Here is a 24,533-nt window from a genome sequence, read left to right on the forward strand (position 1 = left end):
GGTGAGCTCCGATGAAAATTAAATTCAAACATCAACAGTTCCAACAGGACGCGGTAAAAAGCATTATTGACGTATTTCAAGGACAACCCAACGAATCCTCTCGATTTACGCTTGATAAAGGTCGGCGACAAAAAAGTGTAGAACAAGTAGATTTATTCCAAGGCATGGGCAGTGAGATTGATTATGGATTTAAGAATAATCCCATTAAGCTTATCGATCATGAAGTGTTGACTAATATCCAAACAGTGCAACGTCAAAATGGATTGAAATTATCTGAACGGCTTGAAGGAAAGTACAACCTTACCGTAGAGATGGAGACCGGAACTGGAAAAACATATACCTATATCCGGACGATGTTCGAATTATATAAAAAGTATGGTTGGAGTAAGTTCATTATTGTGGTACCTTCGATTGCTATTCGTGAGGGAGTACTTAAGACATTTCAGATAACTGAAGAACATTTCATGTCTGAGTATGGCTCTAAGGCTCGATGTTTTGTCTACAATTCAAAACAATTACTTCAAATTGAACAATTCGCCAGTAACGCGGGAATAAACGTCATGATTATCAACTCACAGGCGTTTGCTGCGAGAGGGCAAGATGCGAGAAGAATCTATATGGAGCTTGATGATTTCAACTCCAGACGACCGATTGATGTTATTGCAAGCACGAATCCAATCCTCATTATTGATGAACCGCAATCCGTAGAGGGTGCAAAAGGGAAAGCTACAAGGGAAGGGATAAAACTTTTTAATCCGCTGATTACGCTGCGATATTCGGCTACCCATCGAGAAGATTACAACAAAGTCTATCGCCTCGATGCTTTGGATGCGTATAACATGAAGCTGGTCAAAAAGATTAGTGTAAAAGGTATTTCGGTCAAAGGAACAAACGGGACGAACAGTTACGTATACCTTGAAGGCATTGATGTCAGCGATAAGCATGCTCCAGTAGCTCGGCTGGAGTATGAAAAACGAACCAAGACCGGTTTGACTAAAGTATCCAAGAAGATAGAAACAGGCGATGACCTCTATCAACTGTCTGAGAACCTAGAACAGTATAGAGGTTACAAGGTATCCGAAATCAATGGTCAGAATAATAGTATCAGCTTCATTAATGGTGTCTCCTTGTACGCTGGAGACGTGCAAGGTGATGTTAGTGAGCTTCATTTTCGGCGAATCCAGATTCGGGAGACGCTGAAGTCTCACTTCGAGAAGGAGCGGGTGTTATTCCATAAAGGGATTAAAGTGCTTTCGCTCTTCTTTATTGATGAAGTTGCCAAGTACCGGCAGTATGGTAAGGACGGTAGTGAACAGAACGGCTATTATGCAGATATCTTTGAAGAAGAATACACGGAGCTCCTGAACGAACAACTGTCACTTTTTGCGGATGATCCGTATGTTCAATATTTGAATTCAATTCAAGTGAAGGCTACACACAAAGGGTACTTCTCCATTGATAAAAAGAGCAGACGGTTTGTTGATTCCAAAGTGTCTGCCAAGGAAACGGATTCCGATGATGCGGATGCATACGACCTGATCATGCGTGACAAGGAACGGCTTCTCAGCTTCGAGGAACCGACGCGATTTATTTTCTCTCACTCGGCATTGAAAGAAGGCTGGGATAACCCGAATGTATTCCAGATTTGCACACTCAAACATAGCGATTCCACGATCAAGAAGCGTCAGGAGGTTGGACGTGGGCTGCGGCTATGTGTGAATCGGTACGGTGAGCGAATCGACTCCAGTGTTCAAGGTATTGACGTTCATGAGATCAATGCACTGACTGTTGTGGCCAGTGAATCTTATGAGCAATTTGCCAAGCAGCTTCAAAGCGAAATTGCCGCTACGTTGTCGGATCGCCCACGCAAAGCGGATAGTGGCTTCTTCTTAGAAAAGGTCCTTGTGAATGCCCGCGGCGAACAATTGAAGATTGATGATAGACTCGCAACCAAGTTGCAAAATGCGTTTATTCGTAACGGTTATACCGATGATGACTACAATCTGACGGATGCCTACTTTGCTGCCGTTGAAGAACAAACCATCAAATTACCAGAAGAGCTGAATGAACATCAAGAGCAGCTTATCGAACTTGTCAAATCCATCTACGTTGAAGGCAAGTCGGATATGACGAACGATGACCGGAAAAATACGATTCCGTCCATCACGGTGAACAGCAACTTCCACAAGAAAGAATTCAAGGAGTTGTGGAGCCGAATTAATAAGAGATCGGTTTACACGGTACAGTTCGATTCGGAGGAATTGGTGCGGAAGTGCATCATGGCGATTGATATGAGCTTAGATGTGCCTTCCATTCGTTATTCAATCAAACATGGGGAAATGAATGAGATCGAATCCCGTGATCAATTGAAGCAAGGTGGAGCGTTCATTCAGCGGGAGACGCAGACAGAATACGTTCACGGAGCTGCGACATCGAAGATCAAGTACGACTTGATCGGCAAACTGATGGATGAAACGAAACTTACCAGAAAAACGGTTGTGGCCATTATGAAAGGCATTAAACAAGCGAAGTTCATGTTGTTCCAGAAGAATCCCGAGGAGTTTATACTTCGAGCGTCCAGACTGATTAATGAGCAGAAGGCTACGACGATCATTGAATCCATTACGTATGATGTGATCAATGATACGTTCGATACAGATGTGTTCACGAAGAACACGCTGAAGGGACAACTTGGCCAAAATGCGATAGCGGTTGAAAAGCACATCTACGACTATGTGGTGACTGATTCCAAGATCGAGCGGGCTTTTGCGAAAGAGCTGGATACCAGTAAGGAAGTAAACATTTATGCTAAGTTGCCGCGAGGCTTCTACATCCCGACTCCAGTTGGCGACTACAATCCGGATTGGGCCATCGTGTTTAAGGAAGGCGACGTAAAGCACATTTACTTTATTGCTGAGACGAAAGGTTCTTTGGACTCCATGGAGCTGCGTGAAGTCGAGAAGGCGAAGATTGAATGTGCACGACGACATTTTGCCAAACTGAATTCGGATCAGTTGAAGTATGATGTGGTTAACAGCTATGAGAAGTTGATGGAGATTGTTAAAGGATAATATCCAATTGAAAGCCGGGGATCATTCATTCGATCCTCGGCTTTTCAATTGGATTTAAAACTCTTAGTTGGCAGGAATATGAGGGATTATGTGGAAATATGTATTACAACAAACTGCCGGGGGGCCTATATGTACTTCGAAAATACATTTGCTCACATTGAGGGAAATCCCAATCTAAGAGAGCCACAAGTGCAAGGATATTTGAGAGTGAAAGAATATTTTGAATCTCCAGTTGATCATAAACCAGCATTAGTCACTTTACCAACTGGGGTTGGTAAAACAGGCTTAATGGCTATTCTGCCTTACGGTATAGCCAAGCACAGGGTGCTAATTGTTACTCCAAATCGGACAATTCGTAATACGGTTACTGATAGCCTTGACCCTAGATACGAACATAACTTCTGGTGGAATCGAAAAGTCATTAATATTCCAACCAACTTACCCGAAGTCATTGAATACGAAGGCGATCCAAGAACGCTGGAACAAGCTAAAATTGTAATTACCAATATTCATCGACTCCAATCCCACAATGCAAGTTCATTATTACAGAAGGTACCGCGGGATTTTTTCGATATGATTATTATCGACGAAGCACATCATTCTCCAGCAGCATCATGGGTAGAGATGGAAGAGTATTTCAATTCGGCAAAAATCGTTAAAATAACGGGCACTCCTTTCAGATCGGATAAAAAGGAAATCTATGCTGAGGATATTTATTCATATCCGCTTAGTCGGGCGATGATAAAAGGTTACGTGAAGCAGTTGGTTAAAAAAGAGTACATACCAGATCAGTTGACTTTCAAGGTACAAGGATTTGAAGAAGACGTAACCTTGGAGGAAGTATTGAAATTAAAAGACAGCGACTGGGTAGAAAGAACGGTAGCGTACTCAACGCAATGCAGTGAAGCTGTTGTAAAAAGAAGCCTCCAAATCATGACTGAGAAAAGGGAAGCAACAGGAGTACCTCATAAAATCATTGCTGTTGCATGTTCCATTGAACATGCAAGGGAGATTAAGCAGCTATACGAAACCGCAGGATGTCCTGCATCAATTATACACAGTGATATGGAACCCTCTGAACAAGATCGGGAAAGAGTGGACTTTCATAATGATCGAACGCATGTAATTGTGAACGTCGGAATGCTTGGTGAAGGATACGACCACCCCTACATCTCTATTGCCGCGATATTCCGGCCATTTAAGAGCTTATCGGCATACGCACAATTTGCAGGAAGAGCACTACGTTCAATACCGGACGCAAAAGACACGGCAATAGATAATGTTGCACATCTCGTATATCACAACGCACTTGGACTAGAGGAGCTATGGGAGTACTACAGTAAAGAACAACAAAAGGCTGAGATCATCGACCGGTTAGAGAAGTTATTCGAGGAGAATGAAGGTGGAGGCTCCTCTGACGGTAATGGTGGATCAGAGCCTGATGTCGGGGAAGCTAGACAATCGGAAACCTTCAGAGAAGAACTGAAGACATTTGTTGGTGATGAAACCATATTAGAAGCTTATGAAGAGGCAATTCGTCAGAGCAGAAACAAGACCGAAGAAGCATTAGAAGCATTAAGGTCAAAGGGTATTCCAGTTACTGACGAGATGATTAAACTTATCGAAGGGTCTACGTTTGAAGATATTGCGAAATCGAAAAGACCCGACCTTGAATTGAAAGAGCGTCGACAAGAATTAAAAACATACATTGAAAATGGAATCGCGGAAATATTAACTGCAAAGGGTCTTAACCCCAAAGGGAAAGCAGATGATATTGCTACAAAATTGGGTTACTATCGTGATACACAACTGGCCTTAGATGGCCTTTGCGTCAAAATTATTAACGAACAATTGCTGAAGGCAATTGGTTACCCAAGAAAACAATGGTCTATTGCCGACTTCAAGCAAGCAAGGCCACTGGCTGAAAAACATGTGGCATATTTAGCAGAAAGACTTTAGAATGAGTTTATTAACCGAAAGGAGGGTAACAATTGCTTAGTGTGCAGGAATTAAAAGTGAAGTTAGCACATGTTCTTGCCAATAAGGGGATTCCTCCTTTTGTGTTGGCAAACAATATTAGCGAAGCAAATTACGATGAGATTTCCCTTTACAAGCGAGATCAAATGATCATCGTTGACATGTACTGCAAAGATGACGAAACAGGCGAACCGTTACAATTCAAGTATATGTATAACAAGGAAGAGGTACTGTTAAAATCAGAAATGATAATAGCAGGGCGTTCAAGTGTGATGTGGGATAGGGAGGCAGAGATAGCTAGTTTGACAAAACAAATTCAGCAAGCTGAAGCTGTAGTCAAGTTATAAATGAAGGGGCCTAGGAGATGATCCGGGCCCCTTTGCTTTAAGGTGTAAAGCATATCAGTAGATACGGTGAAAACTTTATTCGAACTGGAGTGAGTGTAGTAAATTATTATGATTTGTTAGTCGACATGTTGGAAAAAATTGAAATGGAATGTTTGGGTGTTTTACCTGAAAAATCATAGTAGTCAAAATAAGCATTATTATAGTGTGGAAGGCTTCTCAAAAATTCATTAAATTGTTCCGCTGTAAAAAGCAATTTATTTTCATTTTCTCTTGATGGAATTTGTGCAATATAAACGAACTGCCCGAAACCTATTTCTATAAACGCATAAGGGCTCTTATCATCAACCTCTTTTTTTACATATGTTGCGGCATAAGGCTGCTCATGTTTCCTTTCTTGAAAAAAAGAGAAGGCGACTACAGGTAAATTTTCAATCAAGGGAATATTGTAACGTACCCATTTCAACGTATCATTGAATTTATCTAATAGTTCGGAATTGACTACAGAGAAGAAGATCTTACAGAACATTTTATAAACATTTTCAGGGGTAAACATTTCCACGTTATTGATCTGAATAGCAAATTCATTTGCAGCCAAATTTTTATCAGATACAATGACCGGAAGTCCGATTCCATCCTCCATGTCGGAGTAGAAGAAAATTGTATCCCCATTACGAAGCTCTGGAACGCCATTTCTACCCTTTGTACCAGCAAAAATTCTGAGTGGCTTAGTGTATCTTTCCAAGTCATTTTCGATGTTACTTCCAAAGTATGAGTTGCATTCATCACATTCTTCATTTTGGAATAGCGTTGTGTTTCCTAAAAAGGCCGGAATGGTATGAGCTTCATTTTTGAATGATGCTCCCTTGTTCATGTCTCTATTACAGAATCTACAAACACGCTTATTCTTGTTTCTTTCACCTAAGTACTCCTTTTTGTTATAGCTGAAATAAGAAACGGAAAAATCTTTTGATAGCTGCTCATGAATTTGAAATAGCTTCAAATTGTTGTCGAGATAACTTTGCATCATTTTTTGAACCCATTCATGGTCAAACCTTTGATTATAATATTCAAGTGATTTCTGACAGTCTATACAAAGCTCCTGGGTCAATTTATCAGGAAACAAATAAAAACATTCGCCATCATTGATCTTAATAAAGAAGTGCATGATTTTATTAAAAGACCTATTTAGTTGAGTATAGGGATTGATAATATTTTTGATTTTCTCTTTGTTTTCCTTACTCATAATAAAGGGTTGCTCGCAGATAAGTGTTCCCTGCTCATCTCTTACTAAAAACGGTGCGACTAACGCAAAAAACAAGGTATCAAAATCATTGAAGTTAATGAACTCTTCGATAAATTTTTCATATCTGTTGATAAAAGTAATGTGTCTTTGCATAACCTGCTCACCTTATTATTATTTATGGTATGGATGATTATTTATTATTCGATAAGCCCGATAAACTTGCTCGATCAGAATAGTACTCTGAAGTCCAAAGTCCATTTCCATCTGACTAAGTGACAGGATGTCATTGTATGTAGGTGGAGTTGCTCCGACAATAATGGAGATGTCAGAAACACCAGCCGCTGCTTTGTGATCCAGTTTATCTGCCAGTTCTTCAGAGGAAATGGTATTACGTGAGGTGTTTACAGCCAATACAAAAGACTTAGGATTCAGTTTCCTTTGAACTTCGTTTATATTCTTCAAGTGAAAGAACTTTATAGCACAGTATCGGCTTAAACGCTTCTCATACTCTTTTATGGCTTCAAGGTAGAACATTTCTATTTTATCTCCAACAGCGTATACGCTGATTTTCATATTCATTATATCCTCGCATTCGTAGGGTGAAATAAACGAAGAGCCAGTCTTCATCGGACTGACTCTTCAATTAAATGAAAACGAACAGGTTTTTGTAAATAATACAGAGTTTCCATCTAATACAAAGTATATCACGTATGCTCACTCTTAGACACGGTAAGCAGGCCAGCCTAAGTTAGTGAGTTAGAGTCATTTTCATCGTTGTTGTTTACCCTATCAATAGATACGGTGAACCGTACCACAAAAGAAGTAAACTTTTTGGCATTACATGCTTGCGGGGCGAAGAAAGTCGCCCCCCGAAGAGGAACTATGCTTAACTTACATAATGGTTAATCTCGAGGAACTACATACCTAGATAATCTGATGACTTTACTAACCTCAGCTGCTTAAGATGGTCTAATCACAGCTACATCGACAAATTCCTTACACTTAAATTATTTTTGATTATCACCTCGGCATATCTAACACCAAATAAATCCACTACTCCCTTAGGCTACATATAGTATTGTTGTTTGACTCAAACCACATCTCAAAACGTTATGCGGTTTTGAAATACAAATTGCAGGTCGTATGATTTTTCGATTACAGGGCAAGATATTAACCACATGATTTTGATTACTTTAATAATGGAGAAGACTATGGTTGAAAAATACGACCCTCAAATAAAAAATCATCAAATGTCCACATGGCTTGATGAATTAAAACAGAAATTAAACCATATGGATGATGCCGAAGTCGTTGAACACAGAATGGGTACCAGTGCTTCAGTCCATCTTGTATACATAAAAACGTTAATAGATCAAGAGCGTTTAAACGAGGCGATTATTCAGCCACTTCATCGTTGTGCTGACAAGTCGCTTTCTTCATGCATAGCCAATGCTAAAGTTTCGGAAATTATATCGATCGAAGATGCTGAGCAAAAAATAATGCAAGGATTTATTCTTCTAAACGATTCAGTCAACGATCAATGGTTAGGCGTCCAACTGGAAAATCCTTTGGGTCGGGCAATTCAATCTTCCCAAACGGAAACTGTTATATATGGAGCGAAAGACAGTTTCAGCGAACAAATCGATAAAAACATTACAATGTTACGCAGGCGTTTGCCTATAACGACATTAAAAACGGAAAGCTTCACTGTCGGTTCACTGAGTAAAACGAAAGTTGTGTTACTGTACATAGACGGATTAATTAATCCGGAATTTGTTTCCCTTGCAAGAAAGAAAATTGAAAGTGTGGATTTCGATCAGTTTTTAGACTCCGCTCAGCTTGCAGCTTTTATGGAAGATCATCATCATACGGTCTTTCCACAGTTACTACAAACGGATCGGCCGGATTCCTGCGCCTACGCCTTAGGTGAGGGAAAGCTGACGCTATTGGTCTCCAATTCACCGTTTGCCTTAATTGCTCCCATTACTTTTTTTCATTTATTCCAATCGCCTGAAGACTACTTCCTTCGTTGGCCGGTAGCCAGTTTTTTACGTTTAATCCGGTACGGAAGTTTTATTGTTTCTTTGACGATGATTCCTTTTTATGTTGCATTAACGACATTTCATTACCAAATGGTTCCGCTGCCGATTCTCTTCGTATTATTGGAATCGAGAAGCAAATTGCCCTTTACTCCGTTTGCGGAAGGATTTTTCATGATCGTAACGCTGGAAATCATCAAAGAAGCAAGTTTGCGAATGCCGACCAAAACCAGTCAAACGTTAGGGGTTATCGGTGGTATCGTCATTGGACAAGCGGCTGTAGAAGCAGGCTTTGCAAGTAAAGTATTAATTGTTTTGATGGGTATATCCGCTATTGCTTTCTTTTTAGTTCCCAATTATCAAATGACAAAATCCATGGTTCTGATGCAAGTGTTTCTTCTTATCCTTGCATCGTTTCTTGGGTTGCCGGGAATCGTGATCGGGCTGATCGGGATTCTTGCACATCTCCATGGATTAACGTCATTAGGTCAACCTTATTTAGCGCCGATTGCTCCTTTTTATGGGAAGGATTGGATCGACCTCTTTATCCGCGGCCCATTAATTTGGATGAAAACGCGTCCGGGTTATCTAAAACCACTACGGAAATGGCGGCAGGAGATGAAGAAATGAAGACTTTATCCTTATACAATCGAACTTCCACCCTTGGTGGCATCTATTTCCTTTTATTGGTTAATCGCACGCAAATGCATTATTTTATTTTAATCATGCCGGTTTATTTGGTTCATTCGTATATGGTTTGGGGAATTGTCGTCATGGGGCTGCTGTCCCAACTTAATTTGATGATGCTGTCCAAATGGTTTACTTCCAGTTATGCAACGAAAGGCTATCAAGGATTTGTACAGCTTTTCGGGAAACGGATGGTTCAAATTTTCGCAATACTTGGTTTTTTGATCATATTGTTAAAAATTTCAATCATCACACTGGGATACGTTGAAATGCTCCATAGTTTTATTTATCCATCAATGAATAAAAAGTGGCTGGTCCTAATGATTCTTTTGATCAGCTTATTTGTGGCTTCACATGGAATGGAGAAAACATTGCGTTTTGTTGTCATCGCCTTTCTTTGCGGGGCTTGGATCTTAATCGTGTTTATTCCTTTTTTCTTTCCGCCGATTGCAAATTACCGCGATTTGTATCCTTTCATACCCACCGAATGGTCAGGACAATCATGGCAGGGTTTGTTGTTTATTTGGTCGGCATTTTCCGGTCCAGTATATTTGGCCTTTATGGTTCCATGGTTAAGCTCCAATAAAAAAATATCGAAATATCTTGTCATTGGAAACATGCTGACGATCATGGAATATTCATTATTGTTCATTGCTTCAGTATTGTTTTACGGTTCGAACTTCTTAAGCAAGATCAATTTTCCGGTAGTATATATGGGAAGCTACATTCAAACGAGCGGTTTAGAACGAATCGATTACATCCTTATCTCTTTTCATATGTTTAATTATGTGTTTGACATTTCAATTCTTCTGTTGTGTCTTTATGGAGCCGGAAGAGTCTTTATGAGAAAAATGAACGAACGCACGACTCGGATCGGATTATTGTCGAGTTGGTTCGTCATTTTGATAAGCATCATCATAATGGATCAATGGTTATGGGAAACGGTTCCGGGTCAAAAGATGTTACTGAACATTCAAATCTGGCTCGGCGCATTCATTTATTTACTTGTTCCTACGATCCTTTTCACTGTGGTTAAACGAAAGGAGAGTATGTAGGCATGGTACCATACAAGCACTATGGTTTATTGGCGATTGTAAGCCTTATGTGGATGGCCGGTTGTTCTTCTCCATATGTCGAGAACAATATGATCGAAGAGATCGCTCCGGTAGTTTTTTGGTCGGTTGACAAGGGGACGGAAGGAAAGTTGAAAATCAGCACTTTAGTACCACCACTCATCAAAGAAAAAAACGTCTTCTCTCCAAGGAAGTCGATCTGTTAAAGCAGGGAGGCAAGGAGTTTAATTTAATTTATTATCGGGAATTAAAGCAGGGGCAGCTGCGAATGTTATTAATCAATGAGGAGCTGGCAAAAAAAGGAGGCATTGAAAAGCTGATCAATACGATATTGGTTGATCCCGATATTTCAATGCGTGTCTATTTATTGATTGTCAGAGGCGATTTTGATGAATACATAAAAAATCAATTGACGAAGCAAGAAAACCAAGATTATTTTCTTTACCGGATGTTAAAGCATTACGAGGAGCATAACCAAGGTGAAATGAGCATCGTCAATATTCATCAATTTATGAAGATGTTCTATTCCCCTCTTAAGGATCCGATCCTACCGGTTTTTCATTCGGATAAGAACAATTTCAATTACGTAGGGACAGCCTTCTTCCAAAAAGATAAAGAAGTAATGGTCATTCAAGACGTGGACGATGAAATTTTTCAACTTCTGGATAACGATCATTTCTTAAAAGTCTTGGCCATTCCAAAGTTATCTATCAGTTTAGGACGTATTCGATCCAATGTTCGCATGAAACTATCGAGGGACTATTCATCCTTGTCTTTACACGTGGGATTGAACGGAAGAATTGAGGAATACCAGGGAGAAAAGAAAATTCAAAGTGAGGAACAATTGGAGCATTTAATTCATGAGATTGAGGTCTACCTTGAGGAACAAACGTCAGATTTATTAAATAAAATGCAACAGTGGAAAGTGGATCCCTTAGCGGTCGGAACACATTCGCTTAAGCCGTTTTCTAAAGAAATAACGGAAGAGCAATGGTTGAAATATTGGGAAAATATAAAAATTGATGTTGACTATGACATCAAAATACATCCTTAAATTAATATTGAGCGGTTGATGTGATTCAAAACAAGCAAATCGTTCCGAGCCGCTTGAAAGGTTTTTGTTTGCATTAAAATAGATGCTTAGCCGTCATTTATGATAGATAGGGTTTTACGGCCCGGAACATTCTCTTGATCCGCTGGGCGTTTACAACAAGTGCTTCCATATCCTCAAGCTCCAACAAATTGTATATCGGTTTCCTGTATGGTCCTGTACTTTCCATAGCAGCATGAGTGCATTTTTTGGTCTTGAGCACCATGAGCAAGATCAAATCGTCGGTCATGGTGCCCAACCTACGGATTTCCTTACCTTCAGACGTAATGGTGCAGGCAACGATGTTCTTTTTATGAACGTCAAGTCCGCAAACAAGTATGTCGAAAATCTATTATAGAGTTTCGATCATAATTGTCTGTATGAGTTAACAACGGTAGAACAGGGCTGTTTCCAATCATTAGGGAAACACCTGCCAGAACGTGTAAATGAACACTTCGAATGAGTAAGACTTGACGAAGAAAAGAATCCATCCATAGATTCGGAATTTTTGCATTTGAACCCAAACGATTTGAAAGTGAGGGAACTATATGCTTTCAGTTGAACAATACATAACAAAGATGAAGAAAAAAGATAACCTTGATGAATTCAATTTTAAAAATCATGCCGAAAATATGTCCACGGTTCTGAAGTATGTCATGGATTATTTCAATCATTATCTGAATCCGGAAGAATACGATTATGAGAACATCAAGACAGAACAATCAGCATTAAAAATCACCCAAGAGATAGAAGGCTTATTTCCTGAAAGCAAGGGCTTTGTTATTGAATACTATAAAAAAACAAAGAGCCGGATAGATCGATTACTGAAGTCATGGATGTATGAACGGAAATACGTTCATCTTATTTACAGTACCGAGGAGTATGAGAATACGATTCATAAGTTCTGTAGCAGTGCAAAAATGAAAGGAACAGAAATTGATCAGTATCGGGATCAATTGATCATTCTGGCAAAAGAGATAAAAGCAAAAGAGACAGAAAAACCGTCCATTTCTGGATTCAAGTATTTGGATAACTCTTTGGTTAGCTGGGTAAAGGAGGCATTCCGCAGTTACGGTGTGAATTTATTCGAATTTGCTCAGAGCTATACAGGCACTTTTTTCAACGAGTACATAGAGCGCATTTATATTAGGGAATCGGAGCAGTTCTATTACATTAATCGTTACAACCACAGATACAACGATAATCCTTTTAACATGGATATTCTTTATAGAGAGAACGAGCATCGCCCTTTTATTAATGGACGTAAAGGCGAACTGGAAATGCTGATCATGTATGTATGGGTATTTGAAAATGCAAATGATGAGGACTACTGGCCCGAATATGTAAATCTATGTATTTCGACAGGAAGAGTGAGCTTGGTTAAACGGATTAATGTGTTAGTGCCAGTAACAACGAAAGACATGATGTACCCGGCAGATGTCAAGAGTAATATGATTTTTCTAGAAACGACAACAGGTACTTTAAAGGTTGCTCCAAATGAGGCATACATTTTGCGTCTGAGCTATGAGAAAGACAATGATTTATTGTGGAAAGACACAGCAAGGCTTGATGTTGTTATAAAAAATCTGATGGACACGTTTTCCCAGTATGGAATACCTGATACACTGGAATTATTATCCCCATTGCGGTCTCAAACCTACGGTGAAGAGGAGTTCTTCAAGCAGTTCTCAATTCTCGAAAAAAGCCTGAAAAAATATAAAACTATAAAAATTGCTTTAGTTAATGGACCGCAAAAGCAAAGTGGAAAGTTAAAGTATTTGATGCAAACAGCAGAGGATGTTGTGAATATCCATAAAATAGTAAAAGAAATGAAGTTTAAATTAAAGTTTACTATAGATATTTCAAAGCTGATCAAGCGGAAGACTTATAAGGCCGAATTCGAGGAAGACTTCAATCGACTTACTGAGATCAGAACGAGCATCATTGGAATTCATTTGTCCAAGCTTCCTAACCGAACGGGATTTTCTCATAAACATTATAAAGATGGAAATACGTATCTATATAAATATGATTATCCTGAGAACTCGGATTTCTTAGGCTCGTTTTCAGCATTTTTAAATGATAATTTGAGCCGTTATGTAGTGCCTGAGGGGATGGCTTCTGAAGTTGAGCTTGAAGAATTAGTTGACGATCTGCTAAGAGGTGGTTTCTCTTTTTTTGGTAAGGAGGGCGAATAGGTGGTGTGGCGACACGGTTTTATAGAACTAAAGGACATGAGCAATTATCCGATAAATCAGCTAAAAGAGCTTGATGCAATTGAACTGCTGATGCCGGAATCAATGACCAAGTTCAATCAATGGCGTAAGGATATTCAAACTGTGAAGCACAATAAGTACTTGCATCCGTTGATCCTAGAATATCAGGATGAGATTGCTTACCGTAATGCTCGTGATGAAGAGCATCAATTTTACAAAGAGATTGATTCGTATTCACAAAGGATTTCAAAGGTGGAAAACCGCAAGAACAAAGCTGTATTGTTCATAGACGTATCCGAAAAGCAAGCGAATCGAGCATATAGAATTATGAATCGCTTGATTGATGCAGTTAGTGAATTGGGTGGGAGTGTGAGCGTTTGTGCAGGAGAGCAGGACAATATCAGGATACGTTTACTGAACCATGAGTATTCCGTCTCATTGATTGAGATTATGGTCAAAAGACGTTCTCTTTTGTCAAAGTTACAAGCTGGAAGTATGACGGCTGGCTTATGTCCCATGTATGAAAAGATCCCCAGTGGTTTGTTCAAAATGGAGTTTACAGAGATTCTCGGATATGCATCTAGGAATAAAACGGTGCAACCCCTTTGTTTTAACGAAACTCTGGATCACTCTCTTGAAAAACAAATAGGTGAGATTCTCACGGATTTTTTGAAAAATGCAATTGGGATAAGCGTATCTAGATATATAGCTGAGTACGAATATGAAGTGAAGAAAAAAGAGCAGGAACGTGTTGAAGCCTTAGAAAAGGCCAGGAAGCGGGAGCTTCAGCAACTTGAAGAGTACAATCTTCACAAACAGAAACTAAAACAAAACATTGAGAATCAAATGAAGAACTGGTATAAAGCGAACAAGTTGCGTGATTACGCCGAGGAGCTGGAGCGATTTATTATAACATGTGAGGACGAGAAGACAAAAGAGTCATTCTCCACGTATATCCAACTGGTGCGGGAAGCTGCGGAGGATTATGATCCAGTAGTGGATATAATGTATAGGGTACAGGAGTTAGAGCATGGCAGTAAATGAATCCTCCCCACAGTGAGCTGCGGGGAGGATTCATTTACTGCTCGTTCATGTATTAAAGATACTTTTGATAGTCTACTCTTTATGCGGCCTTCATGTGTATACTTTCGTGCAGACCTGGTGGGAAGGACTAAAAATCCGAGCTTCGCCGATTAACCATAACTTAGATTCAATCAAGGCCCGGTGAAAGTGGATTGATCTGGCTGGGCGCCTCTACCCTATACGCCAAGCAGTTTATGGAAGCTATAGAAATCCAGCGCGCCAAAGGCTGGCATCGGTTCATTGTCATGCAAAATAACTATAATCTGGTTTATCGGGAGGAAGAACGGGAAATGCTGCCGCTGTGCGAGTCGGAAGGAACGGGGTCACACCCTGGTCGCCATTGGCGCGCGGACGGCTATCGCCGCCCTGGGAGGTTGAACGCAAACCGAACGTGCAAAAACGGACCGTCTGCGAGCGCAAACTCATATCCAAGCCAGATATGGATAAGACGATTGTTGACAGGCTGGCCGAGGTGGCTGGAAACCGCAGTCTTCCCATGACCCAAATTACGCTCGCCTGGCTGCTTTCGAAGCCTGTCATTGCCGCTCCGCTTGTCGACGCAACCAAGATCCAGTATATAGAGGATGCGGTCACCGCCGTATCGCTCCATTTATCGGAAGAGGAAATCAGTTTGCTGAAAGAACCTTATCTGCCACATGCGCCATTAAGCCATTACCGTTTTTTGAAAGATAGGTTTTTGTCCCCTAATCAATCCCGATCGTTAATTAAAAGCAAGCGAACCTGTCTATTGCAGATTCGCTTGCTTTTTGTGTGGCGTGAATATTAAGTGATTCTTCACTCTTACAAGATGATTAGTAAGTCAAGAGGCTTTAGATGCAGGAAAAATAAGAAAAATGTAGAAATATATCATAGTGGCTTGCATTCAATTTGGATGGAAGTATGGATATTGGAATTGGGTCGGGGAATTGTCATTCTATTTCAAGGCTAAATGTCCTGAGTCTATTTTGCTATAAACTAGAGAGCTTGGTGTTCTGTCAGTAAATAATCTGTCATTTTCTTCAGGGAATGAGCTGAGTGGTGTGAAATTATTTGATGTAATTCCCGATGGACTTTTCTTATTGTTAACGGGATCGAATAAACAGATTTATGCGGAGATTTTGTTGCTTCTTTATGAGAACGTTCAAGCTGAGCGGTTTGGCATTCGATATGAAGTGATGAGGGACCTGATTCAGGAATTGCTTGAGACTCACGAAGAATTGGGCCAATCTATCCACGAACCGGATCATGATGAAAAACCATTGCTCCAACGCGAACCTGAGCAAATTTCATTAGAGGAGGCTACACGGGCGAAAGCAAATGCTATTCTCAGACGATTGGAAACCATGCGTTGGATTAGTGTTGAAACTCGCAGTCAGTTTGACCGTTATTTGGTGTTGCCTCATTACTCCAGTAAGCTTATCGGTCTATTTAAGGAATTATGTGAAGCAAAATCGGTAGAATATCAGCGATTTGCTTTTCTTATATATCAATCGCTCACAGGTGAAGCTGCCAAGCTACAGCCTTGTTCTGCGGTACTTAGCGCTGCTGATGTCAGCGCACAGTTCCGACAAGAACTCATCGCGCTGTATAACAATATGAAAGCTCATATGGAACAGGTTGTTCGTAAAACTTCAATTCAAGATGTATTGGATCATCACTTTGAACAATATAAATCACAAATTATTGATAAGAGCTATCACCGTCTTAAAACATCGGATCATGTAGCCCGGTACCGTATGCAAATTTTAAATACTGTGCAGCAATGGCTGCTTGATTCGGCAATAATGGAAGAAGCGGCTCTTGACGGGGTGAAAAGCGGGCTATACGCCGTACTGGAGTAAGCTGAAAGGGCAGTTCGTCAAGCGTTGTTTTTCATCGAAGAAACTTTCCTTGGACTGGATGAATTATTTTATCAAATTGATGTCCGTCACAACCAGTATTTACGTTCTTCATTTGAACGAGCTCGTTATTTGAGCCAGCAGAGTGAAGGAACAGAACAGCAAATCGCTAAGCTGCTAGAATTGCTTGGCAAGGTATCGCCATCTGAGGAACAAGATCGGATATTTGCAATACGTGAGATCAGAGCGCTATCTGATCACTCATTGTTGCCGCCGCGGCGGAAAAGGGCACCCCATCAACCAGAGGCCCATATTGTTATTGATATGCCTGAGCACATAAGGCAGGAGCTGAAGGAAAAAAGCGTTGAAAAAATGCGTAAAGCTATAACTCGCAAAAAAGTCAATGATTATGTATTGCAAAAGCTGGATGGCAGGACTGAAATGGAACTAATGGAACTGGCTCCTCATAATGCTGAAGAATTTATTTTACTCGGATATGTCTACTTATACGGCAACGACGGCGGGTCTTCGTTTCGCCTTCAGCGTCGGACCGATCGGCAAGTGCTTGTAATCGGTAATTATCGGTTCGACAACCACACCATTAAACGGAGAGGGGGGCAGTCGTAATGGTGTTTCAAGAATTAGGCGATTCGGAACGTGAAAAAGTGCGGGAAGCAATAAACAGATTATTAGAAGTGAATATGCTTGTCAAGGAAAAGGAAAGGGAGATGTATGCGGTAATACGTCGGAATCGTACCAACTTAGCTTCCTATTTTCAATTTTTAGGTTGGGAATTAACTGTCGATGAACGGCATGAATGCGTTTATTTGCATATTTATGACAGCCGATTGCGAAAAAGGCTCGATCGTGATCATACGATTTGGTTGCTAATCCTCCGGATCTTGTATGAGGAAAAGAGACAGGGATTGTCTCTGGCTGATTTCCCGATGGTGACACTCTATGATATTCGAAGTAAATATGAGACTTTTCAAATGGAATGGGTTAAGCCTACCGTGTTAGACAGGCTAGTACGATTATGTGTCCAAGTTCAATTAATGGAACCGCTTGATGCGGAACAGAGATCGGATGATGCCCGTTTTAAGCTGTTCCACACATGGATGTATGTAATCCAGGCGGATGAGATGAAACAATTGACGGAGCGTCTTGAACGATATGAATCAGAAAAGAAGGGGGGAATACTGGATGAAATGGATGAAGCGGCTGCGGTTGATTAACTGGCATTACTTCACGGATGTGACCATAGAGTTTGGTAAACAGACGCTTATCACCGGCCAAAATGGAGCTGGAAAATCTACCATTATCGACGCACTTCAAGTTCTGTTCGTTGCTGATCAGCGGCTAATTCGTTTTAATGCGGCTACAGATGAAGCAAAAAGGAGCTATATCAATTACTTAAAAGGAAAAATCGGAAACGACGAACGCTCGTTTCTTCGTGATGGGGATTTTACAACCTACATCGTTTCCGAATTTCTGGACGAAAAGAAGCAGGAATCGTTTATTATTGGGATTGCCGTGGATGTTTATCGGGATCGTACGTACGATGAAGAATATTTTATACTGGCAGAAACCAGGCTGGAACAGCTTGATTTCGTAAACTCTCGTCACGAATTGTTGAATCGGGAAGAGTTTCATCGTCGTTATGGCGGCGCATCTGGAACGATTGGAAAAAGAGGAGTTCGAAACAAAGCGTTGTTTGAACGTAACAAGTCCAATTACTTAAAGGCGCTGCTTGCAAGGGCTGGAGGATTACCTGAACGTTTCTTCAAAGTATTCACTAAGGCGCTCTCGTTTAAGCCGATTTCTGACATCCGCGATTTTGTCTATGACTATATTCTTGACCGACGGGAACTTCAATTAGATTTGTTAAAGCATAATTTTGAACTTCACGAACGGTACAAACTGGAACTGGAGCGACTGCAGGAACGAAAAGTACAACTGCAGAGCATTCAGGAGAGTTATCGGATGTATGTAAGATACCGGGAGACGGCGAAGGAGCAGGACTATGTGATTCGTCGTTTGAGATTAGAGATAGAGTGTGAATACAAAGAACAAAAGGAGCGCAACCTGGCCCACTCGCAGCAACAGTTAGCCTTGAATGTGGATAATATTGCTTTAGCAGAAACCAAGCGCCAAGAAGCAAGCGAGGAAAGCAAAAAAGCGTACCAACGTTGGCAAGATAATGCGGCTGAAAAAAGAAAAAAAGAGCTTGAATTGAAAGTAAAGGAAGGTCAAGCAAAGCTTGAGGAATCCAGAAGGCTTAAACAAACGTATGAAAATCAGCTGCTACAAGAGGTTGAGCTTGTAGGACAACTTATCGGTTGGTCTGACAATGAATACTGGATATTAGAAACTCAGGAAAAAGCGGCTAATAATAAGCATCAGGAGACGTTGCAATGTCTACTGGAAATCGTCCGGTTTTCGAAATTGGAAGAGCATGAGGATGAAGAATGGCAGAAGCGATTGGAGACTATAGGAGGCGAATTGTCGAAGTGGCATCAGCGCCTTGTTGTTGGCGAGTCTCGTTTACAAGAACAGCTTAAAGCCGACGAAGAACAAATTCGGGAATTGGAGCGGGTTATTAGAGAACTGGAACAGAAACGGCGCAGTTATTCGGAACCGGTTCGCCAATTGAAAGCTTTATTAGAGGAAAGATTAAATGGCCGTTCGGAGGTATGGATTTTTTGCGAAGAGACCGAACTGATGGATGAGGAATGGCGAAACGCTATTGAAGGATACCTCAATACCCAGAGGTTTGACATATTGGTCGAGCCCAATTATGTTTCGGAAGCGTTACGCATTTATGAGCAGGAGAAGTGGAAGTACAAATTGGAAGGCGTAGGTCTGGTAGATACTGAAAAGGAAAAAAGATTTCTTGGCACTTCCGAGAAGGGGGCATTAGCCCATGAGGTGGAAGCTATCCATCCTGTCATTCAGGCTCACGTTGAGCATCTGCTTGGCAGGGTTATGAAAGCGGCAAATGAACAAGAGCTTCGACGCCATCGTACTGCGGTAACGAAGAGTTGTATGGTATACAGTAATTATGTAGCGAGACAAATGGCCAAGAAGCAGTATGAAGTTCCGTATATGGGGGCAAAGGCAATTATTCGCCAGTTGGAAATTCGACGAGCTGAATTGACAGAGCTCCAGGAAGCGCATGCCCATCGCAGGCAATTGCATAGTGTTTTCCAGACTCGAATGCGCCTAACCAAGGAAAAAGAATCCCAATATGCTCGTCTTGCAGCAAATACGGGTCTTATGCGGGAACTGGACAAGCTTGCTTTCGAGCTAGAACAAGATCGGAACAGTTTAAGAACGCTGGATTTGACAGAATCTGAGCGTTTAAAAAGTGAGTATGGGCGTTGGAGCAAGCAGGAGCAGGAGTGGCTAACCAAACTAGGAGAATATAAAGAGAGAAAAGGAAAGCTGGAGGAAGAATGCAAGCAAGGCGTTGCCAGTGTCCACATACAAGAAAACAAGATCCGAGATGCAGAGGAAAGTTGCCATCAATGGGTAAACGATTGGGGTTTAGAATGCGAGCAACGGGCAGTGCAACGATATGAAGAAGCCATGAAGCAAACAATACCCACCGCGCAAAAGCTGCAGAATTATACAAGCAGTTGGAGAGGGCAGCAGACACTTCGTGATGATCAGTTCAAAGCAGTTGTTACATTACGAACTCGTTATAATGCCAGTAGCGCCGATATTCATGATGAAGAAAATACGGTCTACGATCAGTTATTTGAAACGATTGAGCATCTGAATATTCCAGAGTATCAGTCAAAGGTGGAAGCGGCTCGAGCAGAGTCCGAGGAAGAGTTTAAATCACACTTTATTTTCAAATTGCGTGAAGCTATTGAGATGGCCCGTCGTGAGTTTGATCAGCTTAACTATGCCTTGCGTCATTTTCCTTTTTCGGATGATCGGTATCATTTCGAAGTAAGAGCCAATGAACGTTATAAAAAGTTTTATGACGCTATTATGGACCCTATGCTTATGGAAAAAGGTTCATTGTTTGAGCTTCCTGAAAGCGAGCGTACAGCCAACCTTCATGAATTGTTTGAAAAACTGGTGCGGGGTGAGGTTGGTGAACTAGATGAGTTTACAGATTATCGACAGTACCTGGATTTCGATATAGTTATTACTTCAGGCAATGGGGCGAAGTCCAGATTTTCGCAAGTGTTGAAGGAGAAATCTGGCGGGGAGACGCAAACGCCTTTCTATATTGCTATTTTAGCATCATTTCATCACTTGTATTCAAACAATAAGACATCGCGGCTGGTCGTTTTTGACGAAGCGTTCAACAAGATGGACGAGCAACGAATTCAATCAAGCCTTCGGTTAATCAAGAGATTAGGGTTGCAATTGATTGCCGCTGTTCCTGATGAGAAGATGCAGCATATGGCGCCAGAAGTGTCGACTACCTTGTTTGTCAGCAAGCACAACTATCAATGCTACGTGGATATGATTGATCGTTGGGAGGAGCTTGACGAATCAGAAACTGATAAAGCACACGATATCACTTTGGACGACGATGTCGATGAAATAAGTGGGGCTATGGACATTGCCGAGCGGCAAGAAACGTTATTTTAGACAACACCCCCCAATGTCAGAGACAGGAGAGGTAATGAGTGCAGATTGAATCGGATCGATTGGAGGAGGCCTTCAAACAACATTTTTCTCGCAAGCTCCTAAGTACGCTTCTGGAAAAATATGAACAGAGCCAGTCCTTCCAAAGCGGAGAGCCTGGCAAACAACGGCCGCAACTCGTCATGTCTAAAAGTCCGTTTAACTCGGACTATACAGATGAAATGGATTTTATGAAACGTCAATGGATGAACGAGATCCTGATTGATTTGGAGTACAAGGGAATCATCTCTTTGAGATGGGGAAAGTTCAGTAATTTTCAAGAAGTTGAGCGCATTTATCTCAACTGGGACATGCTTGTTGAAGCTTATTCTCTTTCCGGGAGAATGTCGCTTAGAAAAAAACTGAATCGCTTACGAGAGATATTTGAACCTCTTGTACAACATCCGTGGGCTTGGGTTGCAGATTGGGGAGAAAGGGTTCGGGCAGGACTACTGGAAGGAAAGACGTCATATCTCGATCTGGATAATCCATCTGGCTACGTTGATCTGGTGCGGACGTTGCTACAACTGTCGAAGCTTGACGGAAAGGTTGTTTCACTCAGATTGTTTAGCCAGCAGTTATTTCAGGATTCCAAGCATCTGGAACGGGAAGTATTAAAACGACTGCTAAATGTAGTGAAGCAAGCCTCGGGGGAACAGAGAGAAACAGATGAGGAATGGCTTGATTTCATCGGACTAACCCGTAATCCGCAGTATGTTTATCTATGCGGTCCTCTCAGGGCTCGGAGTAAAAGCGGAGGTTGGATTTCTACAGAAGAACTGATGGGTGGTGTTGGGTTATCCCGTCAGACGGTTGAACTCATTAACGATATGACTACCGATGCACGTCGAATAATTACGATTGAGAATTTGTCCAGCTACCATCAATGGGTCGAACAACGTGAATTATATGCTGCTGAAGAGTTGATCATCTACACGGGGGGATTTCCCCATCGACTTTTGCAGCACTTCCTGAAAATGTTGTCGAATGCAGTGGATAAGGGAGATAAGCCCATTCCAATCATGCATTGGGGGGATATTGATCTAGGGGGCATCCGCATTTTTGAATTTATCAAAACTCGGCTGTTTCCCTCGTTGGAGCCAATTTGGATGAATTCCGCCGTCCTCCTGAATTACGAGCGGCAGGCCGCCTCAGTATCTGATGAATATGCATCTCGAATTCAAGCGGCTCTGGATGACCCTGGATACGCAGCTTGGATTCCAGTAATGCAAACCATGCTGGAGCGGAGAATTCGGCTGGAACAAGAAAGCATTACTGAAATTGAACTGTCGTCGGAAGACTAACGATCGATGTAAGGTGATCTGGTATAGGTTGACCGATTAATAAATTTAGCCTCCTGATACTTCGCGACTGAGGTGAGTCTTGAGGTCGGCCGGATTTCGATCGCTTATAAATTTATAATAAGGCGGCAGTAGACTAAGCGGCGCAGGGATAACTCCCTATACACCGTTATTTTTCATATATGTTCTTTGATTCTCAAATGAGTTGTTCGCAAAGCGAGCCAAATCTTACTTTATGGGACAGCCCTGAAATTTTCAAAACCATTGCTCCAATAACATTTGGGATGGTTGTGGAGTTGGCTGATTCGAGTGTCGTTCTCTCCGAGTTCTCTCAAACGTCCAATTTTAGTCGCCTTTCGATGATTTCCCGCAATACCTTGTAGCACTGGGGAAAGGTGGTGTGAAACGCCGAAATCCCTTGACCTTATAGGATTTTTGAGGTTTTTTGTTCCTCTATAGGGACATGCTTTCCGCTTGCTTCCTTTTAATGTGCGTGATCGTCGAATTATCAGTGCGATCTCACAGACAAGAGGAGGAATAAAAGGATTTTGATCAGATATGTCGAATTATGAAAAATATTGCACCATGTTAAATTTTACTAAATGGGCGAGTGGGAGATATGAACGAGTGCTACGTCATTTGCAGGAGTTGTTTTGACGATCTAATCGAAGTCATTAACAGGCTAAATATAAAAGTAAGTATTAGCAGAAGACCTCGGATCATAAGAGAAACAGAAAAAACAAAGTATAATTGTTTACTGTGTAATTTAAAGCTTGAAGCTTACGTTGAGTATTATCCTGAAGAGTATTTTGAAGAGAAGATCATACCCATCTTCGTGTTAATCGGAGGCAAGCTTTCAACAAAAATTTATGGGTGTTTCAAATGTGTTGGCGCGCAGCTTGATTATGATGTTTATCGTTGGAATAAAGATGAAGAAGACCCGAGTAATTTTATTGAAAACAACGCAGGACAATCCGTTGAAAGCTTTTTGTGGGGGGAAGGAATAGACGATAAGTTCCAAAAGCTAATACTTGAACATCTACGATGTCAAACTTGCCACTATGGTGAAGAGCCAATTGATTATTCCCATAATCCGGATGGAGGTACTTTTGAATCTTATGATCAAGTATATGATGAATATGAAACAAATTCGGTATTTGGATTAGATGACTTTGACTTTATTGAGTTTTCTCAGTTTGCCCAAAAATATAATATTGATCTTAGTTGGCAGGAACTCCATGAGTTTAAACAGCATCTTTTGAAATATCCTCTTCTGGCATATAAGCATGAAACGGGGAAAAAAGTATATGATCTTCTGCAAAAACATTATGAAAAGGGAGACTATATAGCATTAAGAAGTGGGACTCAACTTTTCAGGGGAAGGGCACGAAAAAAAGATAGGAAACATGTATTTGGAGAAGATGAAATCTGGAATCCACCCGAGGGATTGCCTCAGCACGGACGTTATAATGCTGTTGGCATATCTGTTTTATATCTGAGTAATCGAATGAAAGCCATCCCGTATGAAATTCATCCGTTAAACGATGAAAATATTGACATTGCTCTTTTTAAAACGAGAAAAAAATTGAAGTTGTTTAACATCGGTTTGTTTGATCATAGTTTCCAGGGTTTTTTTAATGAGATAAACGAAGAGAGTAAGCCCTTAAAAAAGGCTTATCTACTAACCAATTATATTGGTAATTGCTGTGCTGAAATTGGATTTCATGGTGTGGCTTATCAAGGTGTAAGCGATAGAAAATATACAAACTATGCATTGTTTAATTTTGAAAAGAACAATGAAATACGAATTGTTGAGGTTGTCAGTTTTGAAGTGGAAATTATATATAACCTGAAGACAGAAGCCAAAAGTACAAAACATAAAGGGAATGAAGATACCTTTCCAGAGTTCTAACACGTATAT

At 40.9% G+C, this 24,533-nt stretch carries 16 protein-coding genes and 2 pseudogenes; 15 read left to right on the plus strand and 3 right to left on the minus strand.

The features are described 5' to 3' along the window. Positions 1–11: 11 nt before the first annotated feature. The 3 genes from ACFQ3J_RS05520 to ACFQ3J_RS05530 all read left to right on the plus strand — a co-directional run bounded on the left by ACFQ3J_RS05520 (position 12) and on the right by ACFQ3J_RS05530 (position 5,395). Positions 12–3,071 carry a type III restriction-modification system endonuclease gene (locus ACFQ3J_RS05520; protein WP_379292327.1) on the plus strand — a complete coding sequence of 1,020 codons (3,060 nt, stop codon included), beginning with the start codon at positions 12–14 and terminating at the stop codon, positions 3,069–3,071. Between the two features lie 129 nt (positions 3,072–3,200). Then, positions 3,201–5,030, plus strand: a complete 1,830-nt coding sequence (locus ACFQ3J_RS05525; RefSeq protein WP_379292329.1) for a DEAD/DEAH box helicase — start codon at positions 3,201–3,203, stop codon at positions 5,028–5,030. A gap of 32 nt (positions 5,031–5,062) precedes the next feature. Next, positions 5,063–5,395 (plus strand): hypothetical protein, encoded by a 333-nt coding sequence (locus ACFQ3J_RS05530; protein ID WP_379292331.1) that lies wholly within the window; start codon positions 5,063–5,065, stop codon positions 5,393–5,395. A 106-nt stretch (positions 5,396–5,501) separates the two neighbouring features. Here ACFQ3J_RS05530 and ACFQ3J_RS05535 read toward each other — a convergent pair whose 3' ends face one another. After that, positions 5,502–6,791, minus strand: a complete 1,290-nt coding sequence (locus ACFQ3J_RS05535; protein ID WP_379292333.1) for an HNH endonuclease — start codon at positions 6,789–6,791, stop codon at positions 5,502–5,504. A gap of 18 nt (positions 6,792–6,809) precedes the next feature. Further along, entirely contained in the window at positions 6,810–7,211 is a 402-nt protein-coding gene (locus ACFQ3J_RS05540; protein WP_379292336.1) for a 23S rRNA (pseudouridine(1915)-N(3))-methyltransferase RlmH, read from the minus strand. 638 nt (positions 7,212–7,849) lie between these two features. Here ACFQ3J_RS05540 and ACFQ3J_RS05545 point away from each other — a divergent pair. The 4 genes from ACFQ3J_RS05545 to ACFQ3J_RS05560 are packed head-to-tail and all read left to right on the plus strand — an operon-like array spanning position 7,850 to position 11,491. Beyond that, positions 7,850–9,307, plus strand: a complete 1,458-nt coding sequence (locus ACFQ3J_RS05545; RefSeq protein WP_169284740.1) for a spore germination protein — start codon at positions 7,850–7,852, stop codon at positions 9,305–9,307. Then, positions 9,304–10,419: a GerAB/ArcD/ProY family transporter gene (locus ACFQ3J_RS05550; RefSeq protein WP_169284739.1), complete on the plus strand. Its 1,116-nt coding sequence runs from the start codon at positions 9,304–9,306 to the stop codon at positions 10,417–10,419. The genes ACFQ3J_RS05545 and ACFQ3J_RS05550 overlap by 4 nt, the downstream gene beginning before the upstream one ends. A 2-nt stretch (positions 10,420–10,421) precedes the next feature. Further along, on the plus strand, positions 10,422–10,643 hold the full coding sequence (locus ACFQ3J_RS05555; RefSeq protein ID WP_379292339.1) for a hypothetical protein: 222 nt from the start codon (positions 10,422–10,424) through the stop codon (positions 10,641–10,643). After that, positions 10,637–11,491 (plus strand): Ger(x)C family spore germination protein, encoded by an 855-nt coding sequence (locus tag ACFQ3J_RS05560; protein WP_449290099.1) that lies wholly within the window; start codon positions 10,637–10,639, stop codon positions 11,489–11,491. Before ACFQ3J_RS05555 ends, ACFQ3J_RS05560 begins: the two co-directional genes overlap by 7 nt. 110 nt (positions 11,492–11,601) lie before the next feature. Here ACFQ3J_RS05560 and ACFQ3J_RS05565 read toward each other — a convergent pair. Then, positions 11,602–11,876 (minus strand): annotated as a pseudogene (locus tag ACFQ3J_RS05565) (IS110 family transposase); the annotation flags it as partial. Between the two features lie 199 nt (positions 11,877–12,075). Here ACFQ3J_RS05565 and ACFQ3J_RS05570 point away from each other — a divergent pair. The 8 genes and pseudogenes from ACFQ3J_RS05570 (at position 12,076) to ACFQ3J_RS05605 (ending at position 24,524) form a co-directional block, all read left to right on the plus strand. After that, entirely contained in the window at positions 12,076–13,725 is a 1,650-nt protein-coding gene (locus tag ACFQ3J_RS05570; RefSeq protein WP_169284737.1) for a hypothetical protein, read from the plus strand. 36 nt (positions 13,726–13,761) lie between these two features. Then, a complete protein-coding gene (locus ACFQ3J_RS05575; RefSeq protein WP_379292344.1) occupies positions 13,762–14,787 on the plus strand; it encodes a hypothetical protein in 1,026 nt (341 codons plus the stop codon). Between the two features lie 340 nt (positions 14,788–15,127). Next, positions 15,128–15,613 carry an aldo/keto reductase gene (locus ACFQ3J_RS05580; protein WP_169284735.1) on the plus strand — a complete coding sequence of 162 codons (486 nt, stop codon included), beginning with the start codon at positions 15,128–15,130 and terminating at the stop codon, positions 15,611–15,613. A 253-nt stretch (positions 15,614–15,866) separates the two neighbouring features. Next, positions 15,867–17,291, plus strand: a pseudogene (locus ACFQ3J_RS05585) (Wadjet anti-phage system protein JetA family protein). Further along, positions 17,291–17,899, plus strand: a complete 609-nt coding sequence (locus tag ACFQ3J_RS05590; RefSeq protein ID WP_169284733.1) for a DUF4194 domain-containing protein — start codon at positions 17,291–17,293, stop codon at positions 17,897–17,899. The pseudogene ACFQ3J_RS05585 and the gene ACFQ3J_RS05590 overlap by 1 nt, the downstream one beginning before the upstream one ends. Beyond that, entirely contained in the window at positions 17,868–21,275 is a 3,408-nt protein-coding gene (locus ACFQ3J_RS05595; protein WP_169284732.1) for an ATP-binding protein, read from the plus strand. Before ACFQ3J_RS05590 ends, ACFQ3J_RS05595 begins: the two co-directional genes overlap by 32 nt. Before the next feature lie 38 nt (positions 21,276–21,313). Continuing rightward, entirely contained in the window at positions 21,314–22,615 is a 1,302-nt protein-coding gene (locus ACFQ3J_RS05600) for a Wadjet anti-phage system protein JetD domain-containing protein (RefSeq protein ID WP_169284731.1), read from the plus strand. Positions 22,616–23,231: 616 nt separating this feature from the next. Further along, entirely contained in the window at positions 23,232–24,524 is a 1,293-nt protein-coding gene (locus ACFQ3J_RS05605; RefSeq protein ID WP_169284730.1) for an RES domain-containing protein, read from the plus strand. The last annotated feature ends 9 nt before the right edge of the window (positions 24,525–24,533 follow it).

The sequence above is a fragment of the Paenibacillus provencensis genome (genome assembly GCF_042678545.1).
Classification (GTDB): Bacteria; Bacillota; Bacilli; order Paenibacillales; family Paenibacillaceae; genus Paenibacillus; species Paenibacillus provencensis.